The sequence below is a fragment of the Nostoc sp. UHCC 0870 genome, assembly GCF_022063185.1.
Lineage (GTDB): Bacteria > Cyanobacteriota > Cyanobacteriia > Cyanobacteriales > Nostocaceae > Trichormus.
This window is the reverse complement of the sequence record NZ_CP091920.1, coordinates 1-22,134: the sequence shown is the minus strand read 5'-3', so window position 1 is coordinate 22,134 and position 22,134 is coordinate 1. Positions and strand designations below refer to the sequence as shown.

The window sequence follows — 22,134 nt, the reverse complement described above, 5'->3', positions numbered from 1 at the left end:
TTACGGTTTTCAACACAAGGTATACTGACAAAGCATTAGTGCCAGAAACTAAGCTGAATCGGTAAAACAGGGCAATGGAAGATATAGTAGCGATCGCCTGGGTCAACGCCATCGCCTATAAAAAAACTAAATCGACAGGTTAAGTTAAAAAAGTTGAGATTTATTTCTAAAGATTAAGGGTAAGATGGCAGAAAAAGCAGCAAAGCAGAATAACTCAGAGTCATTTGAGCAGAAATTATGGAAAGCGGCGGATAAGCTGCGAAAAAATATTGATGCTGCTGAGTATAAGCATATTGTTTTAGGTTTAATTTTTCTGAAATATATCTCTGATGCCTTTGAGGAGTTGCATCAAAAGTTGCTGGCGGGTGAGGGGGATTACGCAGGGGCAAATCCAGAGGATAGGGATGAGTATTCAGCCGAGAATGTGTTTTTTGTACCAGTTGAGGCGCGGTGGACATATCTTCAAGGACAGGCGAAGCAACCCGACATTGGTAAAACTGTTGATTTGGCTATGGAAGCAATCGAGCAGGAAAACGCCAAACGGTTAAAAGGGATTTTACCCAAGGTGTATGGACAGCAGAAATTAGACCAGAAATCTTTGGGTGGATTAATTGACTTAATTGGATCAATTACGTTAGGGGATGCTGAGGCACAGGCACAGGATGTTTTAGGGCGAGTCTATGAATACTTTTTGGGACAATTTGCTCTAGCTGAAGGCAAGAAAGGTGGACAGTTCTATACACCTGAAAGCATTGTTAAACTTTTAGTTGAGATGCTAGAACCCTACAATGGGCGTGTATTTGACCCTTGCTGTGGTTCAGGGGGGATGTTTGTCCAGAGTGAGAAGTTTGTCAAAAATCACCAAGGGCGTTTGGATGATATCTCAATTTATGGGCAGGAGAGCAACGAGACAACTTATAAATTGTGCCGGATGAATTTGGCGATTAGGGGGATTGACGGCTCAAATATAAAGTGGAATCCTGAAGGTTCGTTTCTCAATGATGCTCACAAAGACTTAAAAGCGGATTTTGTCATTGCTAATCCTCCTTTTAATGATAGTGATTGGGGCGGCGAGTTATTGCGAAATGATGGACGCTGGCTGGCTAATGACCTTGTACCTCCAGTTGGGAATGCCAATTTTGCTTGGGTATCGCATTTCATTTACCACTTAGCACCAACAGGTTCGGCGGGTTTTGTCTTGTCGAATGGTTCGCTGTCGTCAAATACAAGCGGTGAGGGAGATATTCGTAAGGCTTTAGTGCAGAAAGATTTGGTGGATTGTATTGTGATGTTGCCTACCCAACTTTTTTACAATACGGGTATTCCTGCTTGTTTGTGGTTTCTTAGTCGGTATAAAAACGGGAATAAAAACAGGGATAGACACGGTGAGGTATTGTTTATTGATGCCTCAGAGTTGGGTTATATGGTAAATCGCAGTAGTAGGGCTTTCACGGAAATTGAGATTAGCAAGATTGCTGATACTTACCATGAGTGGAAGAAGTCGGGGGGGAGTTACCGCGATATCAAGGGCTTTTGTAAGTCTGCATCAATCGCTGAAATTGAGAAGCATAATTTTGTGTTGACACCAGGGCGTTATGTGGGTATTCCTGATGAAATTGAGGATGGGGTGAGCTTTGAGGAGAAAATGAGTGAGCTTACAATGGCATTAGGTGAGCAAATGCGAGAGGGGCAATTGTTGGATGAGGAGATTAAAAAGCAATTGTTAAAGGTGGGATTTATTGTTAGTGATGAGTTGGTTGATTTTTAAGGAGATGAATATGACTCAAGTTATTTTGAAACAGCTTAATCCCATTGTTATAGAAAAACTAAAACGTCTGGCTCAGAGTCATCAACGGACTTTGGAAGAAGAAATCACATCTATTCTTGAGGATGTAACGGAAAATACACCGATAATTACATCTAAAAGTAGGGACTGGTCGCCTGGTTTCTTTGAGCATACTTGTGGTGGTTGGCAAGGGGAATTGTTAGTTAGAGAGCCTCAGCCAGAAGCACAGGAACGAGAGCCGCTATTATGAGTTATTTGTTAGATACTAATGCCTGTATTCGGTATCTTAATTCCAGTAATAATCCAGTTTTTTATCGCTTAAATTCACTGCCACCAGATGAGGTTTTTCTGTGCGATATTGTAAAATTTGAGCTTTATTACGGAGCTTATAAAAGTTCTAATAGAGACAAAAATCTGGCAACATTAAAGATATTTTTTGATGAATTTGTTAGCTTACCTTTTGATGGTCAAGCAGCAGATATTTGTGGTTATATTCGTTCTGAATTGAATAAAAAAGGAACACCAATTGGAGTTTATGATTTACAAATTGCTTCAATTGCTCTTGCTAATAGCTTGGTGTTGGTAACTCATAATGTGGGAGAGTTTAGCCGAATAGAAGGGTTGCAATATGAGGATTGGGAAGTTGCTGTATGAATTTACTAAAAATGCCAAACACTGTCTGGTATTTTGATTTTGGTTGAGTGGCTAATATTTCTAAGCAGCTTTTGGTGTCGATATATCAGTTCTATTTGCCAGATACGGAGGTTTTGAAACAGGAATTAAGGCGGCTTTTAGAGGTAAATGATGGGTGAATCTAAGTTTTTTTAGGTATTTAGGAATAGTTAATAAAGTTTTATTTTCAATTATGGAAGTATTAAATAATATTTGTCTTGACATCGTTGATTGTGAGCATAAAACAGCACCTATTCAAAATGAAGGAATCCCATCTATAAGAACAACAGATATAAAAAACGGATTTCTTGATTTTAAAGGTTCAAATAAAGTATCAGAGGAAACATATCAAAAATGGACACAAAGATTAGAGCCTAGAGCATACGACATAATATTAGCGAGAGAAGCACCTGTTGGACAGGTGGGAATTGTACCCAAAGGACAGCGTGTTTGTTTAGGACAGAGAACTGTTTTAATTAGACCAAATAAGCAAAAAGTTTATCCATTTTACCTTTTGTATCTTCTGCTCTCTCGTGAGATACAACACAAAATGAAAGTTAGGGCTTCAGGTTCTACTGTCGAACATTTAAATATGTCAGATATTAGAAATCTACAATTACCTGATTTACCATCATTAAAGATTCAAAAAGAAATTGGAGATACTTTAGGGAATCTGGATGCCAAAATCGAAAATCTGAGGCGGCAGAATGAGACTTTAGAGGCGATCGCACAAACTCTATTTAAGCATTGGTTTATAGATTTCGAGTTCCCCAACGCAGACGGTAAGCCCTATAAATCATCTGGTGGGGCGATGATTCCCTCAGAGTTAGGCAAGATTCCCGAAGGTTGGCGCGTTGAGAAATTGGGAGACTTAACACAAACAATAACTAAAGGCACAACACCAACAACTTTTAAGAAAGATTTTGTTGATAGTGGAATTAATTTTATTAAAGCTGAGTCTATCTCAGAAAGCCATACTCTTGTTAAATCAAAATTTGCTTATATAGACGAAGAGACAAATATAATGTTAAAGCGTTCTATAGTGCAAGAAAAAGACATTTTATACACCATTGCAGGAACAATTGGACGTTATGCAATGGTTACATCTTCAAGCTTACCTGCTAATACAAATCAAGCCGTAGCACTTATTAGACCAGATTTTAAAAAAATCGATCCTGAATACTTACTTTGTTATTTTGCATCAATCACTTATAAACACTATCTTTCAAGTCGTATTGTTCAAGCAGTGCAAGCAAATCTTAGTTTAGGAGTATTAAGCGATTCACCTATTACTATTCCAGAACAAAGAATTAAAAATCTTTTTTCTAACGTGGTAGTACCTATTTTCTCTAAGAAAGAATCTCATCAGATGCAAATCGAAACCCTAACTAAAACCCGTGATACTTTATTACCTAAACTAATGAGTGGTCAACTCCGCGTCAAGGAATAACCTATGAAATCTCTCACCGAAGACATCATATAAAAATGAAATTATAATTAATCAAATAACTCATTTACCAAATTGCTATGTCTAATATCACCATTCACCAGCTAGAACCAGATATAACTAAACTTTTAGAACAACGTGCCGCCCAACACGGACACACCATCGAAGCCGAAATCAAAGCCATACTTCAAAGTGTATTAGCCCCAGAACTATCACCTAAAATTAACCTTGCCGCAGCCATAGAAAAACGCTTTGCAAACCTCGGTGATTTTGAACTACCCGAAATCACCAGAGAACCCATGAGAACAGCCCCTAGTTTTGATGCCTCCGAAACATGAAAACAGTTCTCGATACCAACGTATTATCAGAACTTATGAAGCCCCAAGGCTCAAGGAAGGTAAAAAATTGGGTTGCTACACAGCCAAGAGAAAACTTATTTATAACCAGCATTACCCAAGCCGAAATTCTTTATGGCATCGCCATTTTACCCGATGGTAAACGTAGCCAAGCCTTAAGGGAAACTGCTCAAGCTATGTTTATTGAGGAATTTGTAGGACAGATTCTCGCCTTTGAGCAAAAAGCGGCTGTATGTTTTGCCGAAATCGCCGCAAATAGAAAGAAAATTGGTAAGCCTATTTCTCAAGCTGATGCTCAAATTGCTGCTATTTGTCTGGCGAATAACGCAGAAATCGCCACTCGAAATGTTGATGACTTCGCAGACTGCCAAATTAAGATAGTTAACCCTTGGGATGTATGAAATCTACCCTCACCGAAGACGAAATCGAACAATACCAACTCCAACTCTTGCAAACCCTTGGTTATAGCTACAGCAACGGCTACGACATCCAACCAGAAGGCATCAAGCAAGAGCGAGAAAGCTTCGGTGAAGTAATTTTAAAACATAGACTCCCACAAGCAATATCAAGAATTAACCCCACCATTCCCCATGATGCCCAATATCAGGCACAACGGGAAATATTTAATATTGCTAGTTCCGACCTACTCAACAACAACGAAATATTCCATAAATACCTCACAGAAGGCATCACCGTTGAATATCAAAAAAACGGCGAAACCAGAGGCGAACCTGTTAAATTAATTGACTGGGAACACCCCGAAAATAACGAATTTCTCGCCGTCAACCAATTTACAGTCATTGAAGACAACCATAACCACCGCCCCGATATTGTCCTGTTCATTAACGGCTTACCCCTCGTCGTCATCGAACTAAAAAACGCCGCCAATGAAAAAGCCAACCTTAACGCCGCCTATAACCAACTCCAAACCTATAAACGCAGAATCCCTAGCCTATTTACCTACAATGCCCTATTAGTAATTTCAGATGGACTATCCGCCCGTGCTGGTTCACTAACGGCTGGGTTTAACCGCTTCTCTACATGGAAAAACCCCACAGGCGAAAACCAGATTAACGAACTAGAAATTTTAACTAACGGGCTACTCAACAAGCAAACCTTACTAGATTTAATTCGTCACTTCACTGTATTTGAAAAGTCCAAAACCGAAGACCTGAAAACAGGCATAGTTAGCATTACCACCATTAAAAAAATCGCCGCATATCATCAATATTACGCCGTTAATAAAGCCGTTGAATCTATCATTAATGCCTCATCCCAAGCAGGCGCACGTAAAGGCGGTGTACTTTGGCATACCCAAGGAAGCGGTAAATCCCTTTCAATGGTATTTCTGGCAGGGAAACTGGTTTTAAACGAAAACCTCCAGAACCCCACCATCGTCATGTTGACAGATCGCAATGACTTAGATGATCAACTATTTGATACCTTCGCAGGTTGTCAGCAACTCCTCAGACAAGACCCCCAACAAGCAGGAGATAGAGAACAAGTCCGCCAACTACTCAACACCAACTCAGGCGGTATCATTTTTACCACCGTCCAGAAATTTTCCCCGGCTGATGGCGAAACCCTCTATCCCCAAATCAGCCCTCGCCCTAATATCATTGTCCTGGCTGATGAAGCCCACCGCAGCCAATACGGTTTCACAGCTAAACAAGTTAATGTCCTTGATGCCGAAGGCAACGTGATTGGTAAACGCACCAAATACGGCTTTGCCAAATATATTAGACAAGCCTTACCCAATGCTACCTTTGTCGGCTTCACAGGTACACCCGTAGAACAAAGCGACAAAAACACCCCCGCCATTTTTGGTGAATATATCGACATCTACGACATCTCCCAAGCCGTCAAAGATGGGGCAACCGTGCCGATTTATTACGAAAGCCGCTTAGTACAAGTTGATTTGGACGCAGCAGGTAGACAACTTCTAGAAGAACTAGACGAAGACCTCAGCTTTGAAGAACTGAGCATCACCCAAAAAGCGAAAGCTAAACAAACCCAACTTGAGGCGATTGTCGGTTCTACAAAAAGAATAAAACAGATTGCCCAAGATATTGTGACTCACTTCGAGGCACGGCAACAGGTAAACAAAGGCAAAGCCATGATTGTCACCATGAGCCGCCAAATCGCCGTTAATCTCTACGATGCCATAATTCAACTCCGCCCTGATTGGCACAGTGAGGATCTTAACTTAGGGAAAATCAAAGTCGTAATTACTACCTCCGCCGCCGATGCAGGTAATTTAGTTAAACATCACACCAGCAAAGCCCAACGTCAAAACCTCGCCCAACGCCTCAAAGACCCCGAAAACTCCCTGGAATTAGCCATAGTCTGTGATATGTGGCTCACAGGCTTTGATGCCCCCTGTTTGCACACCATGTATATTGATAAACCGCTTAAAAGTCATAATTTAATGCAAGCGATCGCCCGGATTAACCGCGTCTATTTTGAAAAAACAGGCGGTTTGATTGTGGATTATCTGGGACTAGCCACCGAACTTAAAAAAGCCCTATCCTTCTATTCTCAAAGTGGCGGTAAAGGCGACCTCACCCTCAATCAAGATGTGGCAGTGGGACTACTCCTAGCCAAATTGGAAATCGTCGAGCAAATCATGTCAGGCTTTACCTATCAGCATTATTTTGATGCTGACACTGGCGAAAAACTGAATATCCTCAAAAATGCCACTAACTATGTAGCTGCACCAAACATCAAAGATAGATTTCTCAGTGAAGTTATCGCCCTATCTAAAGCCCATTCTCTCGCCGTACCCCACCCCCAAGCGATCGCCGCATCAGAAACAATCTCATTTTTCCAAGCCATCCAAGCCAGCCTCAGAAAACTAGAAAGCGGCGGTGATGGTAGTGGACTCAGCAACCAAGACATCGAAACTGCCATCCGTCAAGTCGTAGATCAAGCCTTGGTATCCGATGCAGTAATTAACATCTTTGATGAAGCTGGTATTAAAAATCCTGACATCTCCATCATCTCCGATGAATTTATGGCAGAAGTGCGGGGCATGGAACACCAAAACCTCGCGGTAGAACTGCTGCAAAAACTACTCAAGGATGAAGTTAAAACCCGCAGTCGGACAAATATTGTCCAAAGTCGTAAACTTTCTGAGATGTTAGAAGATGCCCTGCGCCGCTATCGCAACCAAGTCATCAGCGTTACGGATATTTTAGAAGAACTGCTGGAACTAGCAAAAGACACCAAAGCTGCCAACGCTAGGGGTGAAGAACTGGGACTAGAACCCTATGAACTGGCCTTTTATGATGCACTATCACAAAACCAAAGCGCACAGGATGTAATGGGTGTTGATAAACTGCGAGAATTAGCGATCGTTCTAGTAGATCGGATTCGCAAAAATGCCTCTATTGACTGGAATCTTAAAGAAAGTGTCCGTTCCCGAATGAAAGTTGCAGTTAAAAGGCTGCTGCGTCAATATGGTTATCCTCCCGATATGGAGGCACTAGCTATGGAACTGGTGTTAGAGCAAGCCAAAGTTTTTACTGAATTTGCAGTCTCAATCAAGACATAAAAGGATTTGGACAATCTGCCGCCACGTCACCATTAACTGGACTGTGAAAGAGAGTGTTAAGGCATCTGCGTAGGTTGGTTAAACGTCTGCTGCGTCAATATGGTTATCCACCAGACAAGCAGGAGAAAGCGACGATGACATGGTGCAACAAGCAGAGTTACTGTGTAGGGATTGGGCGGCGTGACGGGGCGATCGCACTAGCTACCAAGTTGACTTATAATTTCACTCCCAGTTCACGCAGGGATTCATTCATTTCATTCTCCGCTTTAGTACGTGCAGCCTCTAATTCACGTAGCTTAATAATTTCTGCCTCAATATCAATTTTGTCCTTTTCGGTTTTGAGAGGTAGCACATAGCGGTTGATGTTAAGAATATAGTCATTGTCTGCTATCTCTTCAAGAGACGCGACCTTAGCATACCCTTCTTTATCTGTAAAAGCTTGATAGCAACTCACGATATGAGTAATATGTTCTGATTGTAAATAATTTTGATTTCCAATCTTTTGGTATTGGCTACTAGCGTCAATGAATAAGACTTTATTTTTACGGTTTTCTGATTTATTTCGATTAAAAATTAAGATAACAATAGGAATGCTAGTATTATATAATAAATTGCTTGCAAGGCTAATAACTGCTTCAATCAGGTCTTGTTGAATGATTCTTTCACGAATTAAACCTTCTTTTGCTCCGCGAAATAATGTCCCATTACCTACTATTACTGCTGCTTTACCCGTGTTTTTTAATGTAGCTAATATGTGCTGAATAAAAGCAAAATCTCCACTGCTTTTTGGTGGCTCTCCATATCGAAACCGATAATAAGGATCAAAGCCATGTTTCTCATAACCCCAATTATTAAGATTAAACGGCGGGTTAGCAACTACTCTATCAAAAAGCATTAATTCCTTGCCTTGTATTAGCTGTGGTTCGCGGATTGTGTCTCCTAATCGGATATCAAAATCAAAGATGCCATGCAATAGCAAATTAATTTTAGCAATCGCCCAAGTTTCTAAATTTTTATCTTGCCCATAGAACGATAAATCTTTTAAATTTAATCCTGTCTGTTTTATATAATTGAAATATGCGACCAGAAAACCACCAACTCCGCAGACAGGATCACAAATTCTCATTCCCTTTTCTACTTCCAACAGATTAACTAGCAATTCTGCTATTTTATTTGGGGTATAAAACTCTCCACCGCTTTTTCCAGAATCAATTGCAAATTTCTCAATTAGGTATTCACAGGCTTTTCCTAAGATATCTGGTTCAGCAAGGTTGCCGTATGCAAGATTGAGATGCGAGAAATGCTCAATTAATTGACGTAATATATTGTCATGCTGCTCATGGACAGAATAATTATATTCACTTTCAAAATCAATACTAGTAAAAATTTTATCCAAATGTGGGTTTTTATATTCAATTTCTCTAGACGCTACATTAAGTCCAGTGCTAATAAATTGATTAAAACGCTGCAAGTAACTCCAGCGAGAATGCTCAGGCACAAATACACGGAAGTATTGTGGTGTACTCAATGCCAAATCTCGATTACCTGTTTTCCGTTCAATTGCCTCAAGCTCTTCTTCAAAAACATCGGATAAATGTTTCAAAAGTAAGAGCCTCAGTAAATATTTCTTATGGTCAGTAAATGGACTAAAATCAGCACGTAAAATATTGGCTGCTCTCCAAAGTTCTTCTTCCAATTGTTTTAAAGTTATCATTGTTCTCCTTTTAAGATTTGCGAAAAAGTTAATTGAGCCAAGCTATTCCGTACTTCTAGTGTCTCTAACGTCTTTTGGGTATAACGTTCAGTCGCTAAAAAAAGCTGTGCTAATTTATTTTGTGTAATTAGATTAGGTAATGGTATTTCCAAGTCGCGCAATTGGGAAATTTTTAACAACTGAGTTCCGATAGATTGACTGTATAAGGTGACAAGACGCTGTTCCAACCATTTTGAACGCATCAACACAGCTAAAAACACTGGATCAAGATTTTCTACTTTTGGACGCAAAACTGCTAAGTTTTGATTTGGTAAGCATCCTTGTACTTCATCAGTTACCACTGATGCCTTAAGGGGAGTTCCTCGAATTGTAATAACTACATCATCAATCAGCAATTTGTACTTAGAGATAGTGGATGCGTTGATTTGAACTGTGCTTAATTCACCGCCGATATATATTTGCTCAAGATTCCGCGAGTTGATAATGCGTTCTTGTGAACCCGGATCATCTTGATAACGGTTAAGTGTAACTCCTTGATATATTTGCACCAACTCTTTGAGATGCAAAACAGGATTAGACATAGATTTGATCTTTACTGCAATATAACTATACTGCAATTACTGAAATATAACCATGCTTCATTGACATTTTTAAGAAATTTGTCTACCATATCTCAAGCTAGACTGCAAAACAATAAAAAAAAACGCCACCTGGAGTACCAATCCAGATAGCGTCTTTTTAGAATTTTCAAAATTTTGTAGCTTGGTTAGCTATCAACGGTCTGTCTCACTGACTTTAGACCGTCAATCAAAATAACTAGGAAAAAACTTTATGACTATTAGTCCAAACAATGGTAACTCAAGTGAGCATCAGTTGCAACCAGATATCCTGCCATTGCTATCCATGTTGCTTGCCTTAGAAGGCTTAATTGCAACTATGTATAAAGAGGTAATCCAGTTTAGTCCCCAGATCCCAAAAGAAAAAGCAGAAGCAGAGTCCCGCCAAACAAAGGCGGAACGTGAGGAGAAGGCTTGTAACCGTCTCATTGCCATCATTCTAGAATATGCTAAAAGTCAGGGAGTTAATCCTTATAACTTGCCCTATCTCAAGCAAAAAAGCTATGACCAGCTTTGTGAATATATTCATAAAAATTGGCCCGAACTAATTTCCCAGATATAGGGGTAAAAGTAGCGAAGAGAGAATTTGCCGCCACGCGACGGCTGAAAATCTTACCCAGATTAGGTTTCAGAAAAAAAAATCAAGGAGACGCAGCATCAATTTGTAATCGCTCGTTCATATCCAGTCGAAAAGTGCCGTAAGGGTTAACATGTACCCAAATCAACGGTGATAACGCCCGGAAATCTTCTTGTCTCATCTGCTTCATCCAAGTGGCTTCTGCTAAAACCCTTTGAATCATCAGCGTATTGATGTAAACAAGGCTGATTTGCAGCAAATGGAGGCACAAAACCGATAATTCTTGTTCATCTAGGCGGTTAGTAGCAATTTCACTGTTTTTGCCGTAAAAAATAAAACCATTAGCACTATTCCAGTTTTCCACCACATTCAGCCCTTCATTAATCTCACGTCGTAAAGCCTCAGAGTTGAGGTAGTGACACAGAAATATAGTTTTCACTGCTCTACCTAGCTCAGAAAGTGCCTTTTGTGTTGGATGTTGAGGAGAAGAACGGCTAAAACGTTTCAAAATCGTGTCTGCTTCCGCCGTTCCTAAACGTAAAGCAGTAGTATATTTAATCATCTGGTCATACTGCTGGCGAATCAGTTCCCAATCAATCGCTTTAGTCAGTACAAGTTGTAAATTAGGAAAATCTTGTTTTTGTCCAGCACTTGGTAGATATAACTTTTGGGAGCCGATGCGCTTGATCCGAGGCATCAACTCAAAGCCCAGTAAACGGCAAAAGCCAAAGGCAATTTCATTTTGACCGTGGGTGTCTACATAGTTTTTCTTTACTTTCATATCAGTGCAATGCCGTAGAAGACCCTCAATCATTGCTGCCACTTCCGAAGAAGAACAAGTCTTAAGCTGAGAGTAGATGCAGGCAGATTTTTTCTCAACGTGCCAATAGATCATCACTCCCCGACCTCCGTAGCGGATATGCCATTCTGTCATCAAATTTTGATCCCACGAGCCAAACTTTTTGGAATCACTAGCACACGCTGTCGTACCTTCTCCCCAAATTGCTACCTTACGAACATTGAAAGTAGCATTTACAACTTCTGCGATAGCATTACGCAAGTGTTCTCGGTGAATGTAGTGCTTTTTGACATAACGCAGATCATACTCTAAGTCACTGTTAATTCCTCCGCACATACGCTTGAGTCCAGTATTACTACCCAATCCATACAAACACAACAACAATCGTCGTTGTAGGGTTTCTCGGTCTAGGTTAGAACGCACACCCGTATTCTTGAAATGATTAGTAAAACCAATCCGCAGGTCGGCTTCTTTCAACATATCCAGCAAACTGGTCAGGGGCCAGCGTCTTTCTATCTCACGTTTAAGTTGCAAGATATTGAGTGGTTCTGGCTGTGCTTCTAGAGGAGAGACGCTAATCCAGCCATTTTTCTTCTTTTGAATCTTGACTTTAGTATTGCTGGGCATTCCTTTATCCAGCATTGTTAAAGCCTGAGTCATTTCCTGCTGGAGTTGGCTGATAAAAGTGAGAGCATCTAATGGTTGCCCTAAAGCCAAGTAGTAGGTTTCTCGATGTACTTCAAAGTCTTGGGGCAAGTCTTCTTCTGGGTTACAGTAGCGTTTAGCCCCAACTACCCAAATTTCCTTGGAGCGCAGCTTATCTCGCAGTGCCTGTAGCACGCATATTTCATAATTGACCCGATTTACCCGTTCCTGCCCATCCTTGTCCTGTTCCAAAATCAGGTGGCGTTGCTCCTTGGAGAGAACACCATTGATGAACAATTCCTCACCGATTGCATAGTATCGCTGATTGCTGGATTGGTATCTTTTAAGCAATGACAAAGCAGAAATTACTGGGCGGTGCATATCATTATTAGAGCGAAACTCTAGTGTGGATAGCAGTTGAGGAACCATGCGCCGATAGTGATGCAGATATGATGAACGCATCACTGTGTAAACCTTTTCCTCATATGTAGGACTGTTAGATTTATATTCTTTGACTACCGCTTGCAGTGTTTTCGGGCTAACTACTGGGTAAACAACATCCTTAACAGGTTCTTCTGGACGTTCGAGTGAAGCTTGAGCAATTTCAAATAACAAGCGTGGCTTACCATCCACCTGTTTAAATTCCTCAATAAGTTGTTTATCCACCCGCCGTTCGGCATTAACATAAATGCGGTGGATAATTTGAATGAGCAACTCCACCAAACTGTCGGTAATCTCTTGGTTGCGTTGCCAGCAGAAGGCTGCCACTAATGTGTAGCGAATTTTCGCAGGATGACGACGCAGTTCGCGGGGTGTTTCTGCGCTAGCCCGCCGACGGTAGTGAGTAATAATTTTGGGGGGAACATTAGCAAACAGTTTGGTCGGTAGTCCCAAATCCCGGATACATTCAAGTTTGGAGACTTCTTTGAAGATACTCTTGAGACTGGTACGACCGGGGTCTGTTTTGAGGAAATTGAAGACCGACTGTTTAAATTGGCTCTGGTCATCATCTAGAGCATCTTGAGTATTGAGAAGGGCATCCATTTTGGTCAGCGTTTCTGATTCAATTTGGTTGAAGATGCCAGCACAGAATTCTTTTTCAGTAGTGACGACCGCAGACCGAATCAGCCGTTCTACCGCTTCGGGTATTGGTGGTTCTAACTTTAACTCCCGTAAACGTTGATACACTGCTGCTTCTAATGAGGAGGCTTGACGGTCGTATGCCAAGACAAATTCGCACAACCAAGCAATCAGTTCTGTTTTGTCTTGTGGGTTGAATTCTCGAAAACCAAAGAATTCACGGATTTCAGCGCGATGACGTTCAATAGTGCGTCCATGAAACGAGTATTCACCATATTGTTTTGGCGATACGGAGAGAAGTCTCGCAATGTAAGAAACAATCTGTTTGGGAACTTCCTGTTTGGTGCGGGGGAATTTTGCTTCCATCTGGAAGAATTTCAGTAGCACAGCAAAGCCCAAGCGATTTTTCCTCACTTTTATTTGACAGCAGTGCCATTTCTGTTGGCAGGAGCGTAAAATTTTCTACCAGTTCTTCTGCATCCCATTGACGTTTCACTCCTTACCGTTCCTCACCCTAGTCATAGGATACAAAAGTTTATCTAATTATCGTATCAGCTAAAGTATAAGTTATTTGATACACTAAAATTGAACAGTGCAGTACGGGTTTGAGACCGACAAAATCCAGAGGGTTTAATTGGTACAAAGAGTTGCCATTTATTGCCGAGTTTCTACAACTGATCAGTCCTGTCAGCGACAAGAACGGGACTTAGTAGAGTATGCGGCCTTGAGTGGCTATCAAGTGGTTGGAGTTTGGAAGGAAACAATTTCTGGGACTAAAAATAGCCGTACCGAGCGATCTGTTGTGATGGCGTTAGCTCAAAGTCATAAAATTGATGCCATTCTGGTAACGGAGATGACCCGTTGGGGACGCAGCACCATTGACCTGATTGAGACGTTGCAGTCACTCCATAGTTGGGGTGTTTCCTTAATTGCTCAAACTGGATTGCAATTTGATTTGAATACACCACAAGGCAGGCTAATTGCTCATTTAATGGCATCCTTGGCTGAATTTGAACGGGATTTGGTGCGAGAAAGAGTGCGTTCGGGGGTGGCGGCGGCTAAAGCACGAGGTCAAAAATTTGGCAGGCAACCGGGACAACGGGTGAAAGCAGACAAGTTAGCCCCCAAAGTTTTGCAGATGGTGCAAACTGGTTACTCCTACCGCAAAATTGCTGCTTCGCTACATCTATCGAAAACAACGGTCTTAGATATTGTCAAACGACATCGACTTTCGTCAAATGCAGCTAAGGACAATCAGACAAATTTGATATCTAATCTTGAGCAAGCAACTATGGCTTCAAAAAAATCTGCAAGTAATCAAACCGTTTACCAACTCAAAATCACCCTCAAGAACATTCGACCCCCTATTTGGAGAAGGATACAGGTATTAAGTTCGACGACGCTTGAACAGCTACATCTGATTGTGCAAGAGGTAATGGGCTGGGATAACTATCATATGCACCAATTTTCCATTGCTGGCATTGATTATGGTCAAACTCAAAGAGAGTTTAATGTGCGTTCAGAAAAGACTGTAAAGCTAAGTCAGGTGGTTAAGAGTGAGAAGTTCAAATTTTCTTACACTTACGATTTTGGAGATAGCTGGGAACACGAAATTTTGGTAGAAAAAGAACTACCATCAACTCCTAATACAAACTACCCCATATGTATCACTGGGAAGCGTGCTTGTCCTCCTGAAGATTGTGGTGGTTCTTGGGGCTATGCAGAGTTACTGGAAATTATTACTTCACCGTCACATCCAGAATACGAAGAGAGGATGGAGTGGGTAGGTGAAAGCTTTAATCCAGATACCTTCGACATCAATGAAGTTAATCAAAGGTTACAAGAATTCAAATAATTTACTGGTATCTCCAATAACATAACAGTTTTGGTAGGTAAATTAGCTTTTTTTTCTGAAATGCTTTCTAGATATGCTTTTCAGCCATTGCGTGGCGGCAAATTCTCTCTTCGCTACTTTTACCCCATATAACAGCTTCTAATTTTTAGGATGGAATACCAAGCTATCATTCATGAGATGCTTGGTATTCTGTAAAAGTAGTGGCAGTAAGAAAGAGCTATCTTTTACCAAATGGATATTGAGCGAGTATAAATGCAAAAACCTACACGGCATCAACCAACCAAATGTCCAGCATGTTGATTACCCTGCTAGCCAATAATGTTAGTTGATGAAAACCCCATCAAAAAGGCTGTTCCCACTGCCAATCAAAATGCTCAAATCGCCTGGGGTTCTCCGCAGTGTAACGCACAGTATTTTGAATCTGCTTATGCCCCAAGTAACTCTGAATATCTCGCGTAGAACGGTTCTGTTCTGCCAAAAAATAACCGCAACTGTGCCTGAACATATGCGGATGCACTTTAATATGTAACCCCGCTTTTTCGGCTGTACGTTTCACGATTTTCTCAATCGCATCCACCGACAGCGACTGCCCTCGCTCATTGGGGAACACAAAAAAACTACTGGGATAAATCTGCTTTAGCTGCCCCAACAAATCCACCTCATCCGGCTGCATCGGGTGATTGCCACTCTGACTCCCCTTAAGCCGCTTGATATAGATTACCTTTCGCTCTAACATAACTGCATCCCATTTCATCGTCGCCGCCTCCCCCGGTCGCAGCCCATGCCGAAATGACATTAATAACAACGCCTGATCTCTCACTCTATGCCGACCGCGATCGCCTGCCGCCTTAATCAAAATTTTCATCTCCTCCCAAGTGAGATACTCCCGGCTGCGATACTCATCATTATTCAAGCGGCGGAACTTCTCGTTCATTCTCTTATTGTCCGATAAATAGTTCATAAATCCGACAGTAATCATTGTCCCAAACCCTGATACTTTCGTGAACTACCCCCCTCAATTAAGTTAGCCTTATCATTCACTCCCCCCACGTTGCCACTTTTTTCTCAATTCATAAGTTTTACAAATATCTACGCCTGTCTATACTAGGTGTTGACATGACAATCTGTAGTGTAAAAAAATCGGCGGTTTTTAACACTACAATTCGTGGGCTGCAAAACAGCCCTGGCGATTGATATCAATTTTGTTATCAAAAAATTGATATCAATCCCTCCGCGAAACTGTCCCGTCGGCGGGACAAAAATAACTGCTCCTGCGTACCCGCCCGCCGTAGGCGATCGCTCCTGAACCACAGGTTGGGTCAAGTAAGCGTTCAGCTTCTTTGAGAAAAAGGCGATCACATCCGGCTTTCTTGATGGATTGCATTCCCTAGATAGGGAATCGGTAACGGGAGCAGGAACAAGGTAGCTCAAATTAGGCTAATAAATTTTATACATTATTAATCTTGTTCAAGCGTATTTCACTATACTATTTCATTGATGTTATGAGATGAAGAAGATACGTCAATGTCATTACCAAGCCAGTACGTGAAAGTTATAGAGGAATCAGGGACACATTTTAAACAGCGTCCTGACCAAGCAGACAAGCTTGATGACAAAGATAAATTGTATGTTCCTTATGGTTTTTTAATTGAAGTTAAACATATAGCAGAGCAAGGAGATCATTATCAGATAACTACAGTGCCAAGCATTGGAGGTTATAAGCAACCTCGATACACTTCTTGGTATGTTTTTAAAAATCATATAAAACTACATTAATAAATGCTCTACCAAATAACAGCTTTAAATTCCAGTCACAGAGAAGATAGAGCAGTAATCAAGCTTATTTATGCAGTGTTAAAAATTAGACTTTTTTTAATACTACGATTGGTAATCGCCCAGAGTTAGTTGGTTGTATTTTCCTAATTCCTTTTGAACTCCATTTGTGCGAAGTGGTCTTGCAGGAGTTTGTGGATGAAGCGATAACGACCACCAACGCGCTGGAGGAATAATCGCTCGGTGCAGTAGTCGAGGAATCGGGCGTAGTTCCAGGGGATGTAGCCGTTGCGGTAGAGGATGAGGCGGAGGGTGAAGTGTTTAATAAGGGGTGTTCCGCTTCTAGGTGTTCCCACCAATAATCCCAAGAGTAATCCATACACTAAGCTAGAAAATAAAGCTTCATTTAAACTATTCTTTTCTAGAATTAGTTGAATTAAAAAGATTAATAGAGTGGAAGTAAAAGACAACAATGCTGATAATTTAACTGTATTTTTAGCAGATTCCAAAATACCTTGATTAGGAATAGTTTTATTTTGTATCTCTAGACCATGAAATCCAAAGATTAAGCCAAAAAGTAGCCCGAAAAACAGCCCGAAAATTAACCCCAAAAACAGCCCAAAAGTTGGTCCAAAACTTAGCCCAAAAATTATTAGGGAAATCTGCTCTCCTTTTAAGCTCTCATCAAATAGACCTCCAAACAGCCCAAAAATCAGTCCGCCAAGTAGACCTCCAAACAGTCCAAAAAACTGCCCTGCAATCAACCCAAATATTAGTCCATCTTTAAAATCATTATAAGAAATTTTAAAAATTTCAATTGCTTCAATTTCATCCCCTGTCAAACCTCCGATTAGCGCGCCAATCAGCCCAAAGATTAGCCCTCCAAGCAGACCTCCAAATAGCCCATAAATCAGACCTCCAATTAGCCCTCCAATAAACCCTATAATCAGCCCATAAATCAGCCATTTTATAATGTTTCTGTTGGTGAAATTTTTAAATTCAATTAAACCTACATTTTGAAATTTAGACTCTAAAATGTCACCAAACAAACCATTAATAAACCATACAACAATTACTCCTAACAACACAATAAAACCATATAACAGCGTTTCGTATACCCTAAAAATTAGCCTATATAACAGTCCGCCGCATATTCCACTAACCAGCATTTTTTGTATATTTATTTTAAATATTTTTTTAGAGCGAATTAAACTTAAGTTTTCTAATGTATGTTCTATTAAATCACTGGATGTCCCATGAATTATTCCAAATAATATTCCAGAAACTATCCCACTAATTACCCCAATAAATATCCCATTATCAAGTCCAAATAAAAGTGCAAAAATCATTCCAAATATCAGTGTTTGTATAACTCCCCAGACAATCAAATTATAAATAATTTTGGGGATTTTAGTTTTTAACAAACTAGGCTGCATTTCTTCAATCAAAAACTCTGTTTTCGAGTCTCGTTGCATTTTTTGAGCTAACCAAACCAGCCACATTCGGGTTTGTTTAGCATTAGGAGTTTTGCTCTTCAAATATGCCCTACTATTAATATCCCGTGTCAACATACGCCCTACATAGGCATCTAGCAAATACTGAATCCGGTCTGCTGTAGATTCCAAATACTGCCATTGTTCAACAGAGATTTCTTGAGATGCTAAAACGATAATACTTAGTAGTAAGGGAGTCTTGACTAACTCTAGTAAGTCTAAGTCGTTACTGATAGTTGACCACAGTTCTACATAATTAATAGACGTTAGATAATCACAAATTTGATTATTAGTTAAAGACTGTAAGTAGATAGCACCGTTTAGTTGTAATTGAGTAGCGTAGTTACTATATTCCTCAATCCGGCTACAAACAACCAGATAAAGCGGTCTAGTCTCACCTGCTAAAAACTGATTAATTGCCCAAACACAAAGTTCTTGACGCTGTGGCTCAAGTTCATCCAGACCATCAAGCAATAGTAGTAATTGATGATTGTCTAGCCAGTCTTTACCCAGTTTAATTGAAACACCATATTTAGATTTAAGTTCTGCCACTAACCAATCAGTTAAGGATTGTCGGTCATCTTTCCACGAGGATAAGTTGAATAAAACGGGAACGGGATAATCAGGCTGTTCTTCTGCACGGCTAACTAAAGCTTGAGCTAGTTCTAATTGTGTGGTTGTCTTACCTGACCCTGGCGCACCCAAAATTAACAACTTTCCTGCAATTTCTTCCGAGTCAAATACTTCTAAAATTGTTGTGGTATCTGGGAGAGGTTGAGCAGGTTTTAAGCCGATTTTTATCTCTGCATCCCAAGGGCGTTTTACTTGTTGAGGTTGTGACTCCTTCCCCAAATTAATCAGCACGGCATTGTGTAGAGATTGCCTTAACCGTGCTGTAACTTCTTCCTTGACTGAGGCTAATAGTATCCATTCATTCTTTGGTCGAGCCGGGTTGCCTACTGGGGTTGTTGTCTGCTGTCCAAAAAAAACATTCCAAGTATTACCTAGCCAGTTATTGTTCCCCTGATTTTGGATATTATCATTACCTATTGCAGCCTGCTGTCCACTACCGAATGTTGAATTATCAGCCTCCTGTCTAATCCCAGGTTCAGGCGAAGATGCTTGATTATCATCAGGAGACTTCGGCTGATTCATAGTAAAAATTTGATAGTAATAGATAAAATACTTTTTCACACCAAAGCCAGCAAGGGTTATTTTAAACTGCTCTGGTGTTTTCTAATTCAACTTAATAATTTATTGATTGTTTTTATTCCAATCATCTAAAGCAGCAATGACAAAGCTGGCTGCGGGATGGCTGAGGGCTTGTTCTAGAGCCGCAGTACCACCAGCCCTCAACGCGCTGATTGTTTTCTGCATTAAAGTTGGGTTATTTTCGATGCGTTGCGTAGCTTCTGTTGCCAGTGCCATTTTTCCTGCCATTGTATTAGTAGGATAAGACTGGCTTAATTGCTCTAACAATGCCTGAATTTCTGCTGCGGCTTCTGCAAGATTTTGTTTTTGTTCTGGTGCATAATTATATTGCTTACCTATCTGTTGGCTACCAGATTGAGCCGTATCAACAACGTTACCTACATCAGCATTAGTGAAGTCATATTTAGATTTATAATTTTCGTTATTATTCATAGACATCTGATGGTCACTTCCTATTGCAGCTTGTTGTCCTTGACCAAATTGGCTGTTATTTGCACTTTGATTAATTCCCCCTTGATTTGAGTTCATTGTACCTACCTCTTGTATTTGTGTGCTTGAATAAAAATTAGGACGTTGTAATGCCTGATTAACAAAATTTTCTAAACTACGAATCCTGCTATCTTTTTCCTCTAGAAGTAATTTAATATCTCGCTCTGGTAAAGCTTTAAGCTGATTATAACTATCAAAATATTCTGCACTCAGTTGGGACTTATCAGCCGTATCTGCGGTTTTGGCACGAAGCAGAAACTTGTCCTGTCCCCGTTTCTCCATTGCCACAATTTCTAGTTCGGCATCTGGGTGATTCTCTGCTAATTGCTTAAAGGAAATTGCGATCGCTCTGGGGTCAACACCTTGATTATGATAAAGGTCAAGAGTATCAACGATGGGTTTGATAAAATCACCAAACTCACCATCTGCAAACTCTCCTTGATTGTTATCTGGTTTGCGGAGGCGGTCAGGATTTTTTTTGGTGGGGAGTCGCATATAAACATATTCACACTGCACCCCATCAAATTTCGTGCCGGTGGTAATACCCCAATCTTGAATGTATGCCCCGGTGAGAGTAGCTCCTGTGAAATCAGTTCCGTCTAGTAGAGTCTGTACTAATTTCGCATTGGATAAATCGGCATTTTGTAAGTTAGATTTACTTAAATCTGCACCAATAAAACTGGCATCTATTAATTTCGCTTTTTGAAAATTTACTCCTCGTAAATCTTGACGGTTAAAGTTTGTACCCTGTCCACATCCAGTAACTAGAACTTCACAGAGTTTTATGTTTTGAAGGTAAGTTGTGCCTGGACGAATATAGTAGAGCATCTTAGCATCATAAAAATTTGTTTGCGTTAGGTCAGCATCTCGGAAATCTGTACCTTTAAGTTTAGCTCTTGTGAAATTAGCCTCTGTTAAATCAGCGAAACGGAAGCTTGTACCTCCTATAGTTGCAAAAGCAATAGCAAATGAGTGCATCCAATCTTGTACCAAATTCTTTTTTTTGTTTCTTACCCAAGCTTGCCATCCTAGGAAAGTATTAAGCACTGGAATGTGCATGATTTGTATAATGATTTCTACAGTACAAAGGACGGCAAGAATGGCGATAAAAGCTATAAAAAAGAATTGCAGGGGTTGGTTTTGAATATTAAAATTATGTACAAATCTAAAGACACCTAAGCATACAGAGATAATAAAAATAATTCCTAAACCTAGGATGACAATTTGACGCAAGGTTATAAAAAAAAAGGGAATTATCGCCAGCAATATAGCCCAGTTTGTAGCGGGATTGTCCAAAAAATCAAAATTAAAAATTAATGTAACTAAGTGTCCCACTAAACTATAGCTAAATCCTGACAATCCAAAGAGTAAGAAAGAGACAATTATCACAAAAATTACCCAACACTTTTTTAGTCCAGCTTTTGCATCAGTAAAGTTGGCCTTAGTCAGAACTGCCTCTGTAAAATTTGCCCCACGGATATCTGCCCCGCTAAAGCGTGCATTCTTCAGATTCGCCCCTGTAAAATCCGCCCCTCGAATATCTGCACCACTAAAATTTGCCCCCTCAAGGTTTTGACCTTTGAAGGAGCGTCCTCGGAGATTTTGACCGGAGAAATCCTGGGGCATGGTTAGTTACAGCATCCAATTTCGCTTTTTGGATACAGATATAGCACGATAAATTCCGTAATCTCAACGCTTCAAAGCAGATTTATTTCTATAACGCTACTTTTAGCTGATTAGCGGCAATTTACAAATCTAAACCCCAGTTCCCCAGTAGGGATTATGGTATTAGTAAAATATTGATACTAATGTACTAATTTAGATATTTAACAGAGTGTAAATAAGTGCCGATTTTCACAATCCCCCACACCATACCCAGAAAGCTTTGTGGGGATGGGGTTGTGGCTGAAAAATCCGATGTTTTTGGGTTGAAGTTTTGTTAAGCTAAATCGCTGAAACCCTTGAAAAATCCATAATCTAAGTTTCTAGGATACAGGCCTCCTAGTTCCTCAGAAACAGGCCTTCCAGTTTCTCAGAAACAGTCAACCTAGTTTCTCGGATTTGCA

The 22,134-nt window shown here is 40.3% G+C and carries 16 protein-coding genes and 2 pseudogenes; 11 read left to right on the top strand and 7 right to left on the bottom strand.

Annotation, left to right across the window (positions count from 1 at the left end; all coding sequences use genetic code 11):
* Positions 1 to 184 precede the first annotated feature (184 nt).
* The 7 genes from L6494_RS30025 to L6494_RS29995 all read left to right on the top strand — a co-directional run bounded on the left by L6494_RS30025 (position 185) and on the right by L6494_RS29995 (position 7,814).
* Positions 185 to 1,768, top strand: coding sequence for a class I SAM-dependent DNA methyltransferase (locus L6494_RS30025; protein ID WP_237997485.1), 1,584 nt, complete (start codon positions 185 to 187; stop codon positions 1,766 to 1,768).
* Positions 1,769 to 1,778: 10 nt separating this feature from the next.
* Complete coding sequence (locus L6494_RS30020) at positions 1,779 to 2,036, top strand: hypothetical protein (protein WP_237997484.1); 258 nt, start codon at positions 1,779 to 1,781, stop codon at positions 2,034 to 2,036.
* Positions 2,033 to 2,440, top strand: a complete 408-nt coding sequence (locus L6494_RS30015) for a type II toxin-antitoxin system VapC family toxin (protein WP_237997483.1) — start codon at positions 2,033 to 2,035, stop codon at positions 2,438 to 2,440. The genes L6494_RS30020 and L6494_RS30015 overlap by 4 nt, the downstream gene beginning before the upstream one ends.
* Before the next feature lie 154 nt (positions 2,441 to 2,594).
* Positions 2,595 to 3,908, top strand: coding sequence for a restriction endonuclease subunit S (locus L6494_RS30010; protein WP_237997513.1), 1,314 nt, complete (start codon positions 2,595 to 2,597; stop codon positions 3,906 to 3,908).
* A gap of 77 nt (positions 3,909 to 3,985) precedes the next feature.
* Positions 3,986 to 4,243, top strand: coding sequence for a FitA-like ribbon-helix-helix domain-containing protein (locus L6494_RS30005; protein ID WP_194144184.1), 258 nt, complete (start codon positions 3,986 to 3,988; stop codon positions 4,241 to 4,243).
* On the top strand, positions 4,240 to 4,662 hold the full coding sequence (locus L6494_RS30000; RefSeq protein ID WP_237997512.1) for a type II toxin-antitoxin system VapC family toxin: 423 nt from the start codon (positions 4,240 to 4,242) through the stop codon (positions 4,660 to 4,662). Before L6494_RS30005 ends, L6494_RS30000 begins: the two co-directional genes overlap by 4 nt.
* Positions 4,659 to 7,814, top strand: a complete 3,156-nt coding sequence (locus L6494_RS29995; RefSeq protein ID WP_237997511.1) for a type I restriction endonuclease subunit R — start codon at positions 4,659 to 4,661, stop codon at positions 7,812 to 7,814. The genes L6494_RS30000 and L6494_RS29995 overlap by 4 nt, the downstream gene beginning before the upstream one ends.
* 214 nt (positions 7,815 to 8,028) lie before the next feature.
* Here the strand turns inward: L6494_RS29995 and L6494_RS29990 are convergent, their stop codons facing one another.
* Entirely contained in the window at positions 8,029 to 9,528 is a 1,500-nt protein-coding gene (locus L6494_RS29990; protein ID WP_237997510.1) for an N-6 DNA methylase, read from the bottom strand.
* Entirely contained in the window at positions 9,525 to 10,109 is a 585-nt protein-coding gene (locus L6494_RS29985) for a restriction endonuclease subunit S (RefSeq protein WP_237997509.1), read from the bottom strand. Before L6494_RS29985 ends, L6494_RS29990 begins: the two co-directional genes overlap by 4 nt.
* 250 nt (positions 10,110 to 10,359) lie before the next feature.
* Here L6494_RS29985 and L6494_RS29980 point away from each other — a divergent pair, with 250 nt between their 5' ends.
* Positions 10,360 to 10,707 carry a hypothetical protein gene (locus L6494_RS29980; RefSeq protein ID WP_237997508.1) on the top strand — a complete coding sequence of 116 codons (348 nt, stop codon included), beginning with the start codon at positions 10,360 to 10,362 and terminating at the stop codon, positions 10,705 to 10,707.
* Between the two features lie 79 nt (positions 10,708 to 10,786).
* Here the strand turns inward: L6494_RS29980 and L6494_RS29975 are convergent.
* Positions 10,787 to 13,742 (bottom strand): annotated as a pseudogene (locus L6494_RS29975) (Tn3 family transposase).
* A 138-nt stretch (positions 13,743 to 13,880) separates the two neighbouring features.
* Here L6494_RS29975 and L6494_RS29970 point away from each other — a divergent pair.
* Positions 13,881 to 14,483: pseudogene (locus L6494_RS29970) on the top strand (recombinase family protein); the annotation flags it as partial.
* 54 nt (positions 14,484 to 14,537) lie between these two features.
* The gene (locus L6494_RS29965) at positions 14,538 to 15,101 is read left to right on the top strand and encodes a plasmid pRiA4b ORF-3 family protein (protein WP_237996935.1); all 564 of its coding nucleotides are present in this window, start codon (positions 14,538 to 14,540) and stop codon (positions 15,099 to 15,101) included.
* Between the two features lie 340 nt (positions 15,102 to 15,441).
* Here the strand turns inward: L6494_RS29965 and L6494_RS29960 are convergent, their stop codons facing one another.
* A complete protein-coding gene (locus L6494_RS29960) occupies positions 15,442 to 16,035 on the bottom strand; it encodes a tyrosine-type recombinase/integrase (protein WP_237997507.1) in 594 nt (197 codons plus the stop codon).
* A 288-nt stretch (positions 16,036 to 16,323) separates the two neighbouring features.
* Entirely contained in the window at positions 16,324 to 16,485 is a 162-nt protein-coding gene (locus L6494_RS29955; RefSeq protein ID WP_237997506.1) for a hypothetical protein, read from the bottom strand.
* Between the two features lie 140 nt (positions 16,486 to 16,625).
* Here L6494_RS29955 and L6494_RS29950 point away from each other — a divergent pair, with 140 nt between their 5' ends.
* The gene (locus L6494_RS29950) at positions 16,626 to 16,877 is read left to right on the top strand and encodes a hypothetical protein (RefSeq protein ID WP_237997505.1); all 252 of its coding nucleotides are present in this window, start codon (positions 16,626 to 16,628) and stop codon (positions 16,875 to 16,877) included.
* Positions 16,878 to 17,020: 143 nt separating this feature from the next.
* Here L6494_RS29950 and L6494_RS29945 read toward each other — a convergent pair whose 3' ends face one another.
* Positions 17,021 to 19,522, bottom strand: a complete 2,502-nt coding sequence (locus tag L6494_RS29945) for an NACHT domain-containing protein (protein WP_237997504.1) — start codon at positions 19,520 to 19,522, stop codon at positions 17,021 to 17,023.
* Between the two features lie 99 nt (positions 19,523 to 19,621).
* On the bottom strand, positions 19,622 to 21,694 hold the full coding sequence (locus L6494_RS29940) for a pentapeptide repeat-containing protein (protein ID WP_237997503.1): 2,073 nt from the start codon (positions 21,692 to 21,694) through the stop codon (positions 19,622 to 19,624).
* Positions 21,695 to 22,134: the final 440 nt, after the last annotated feature.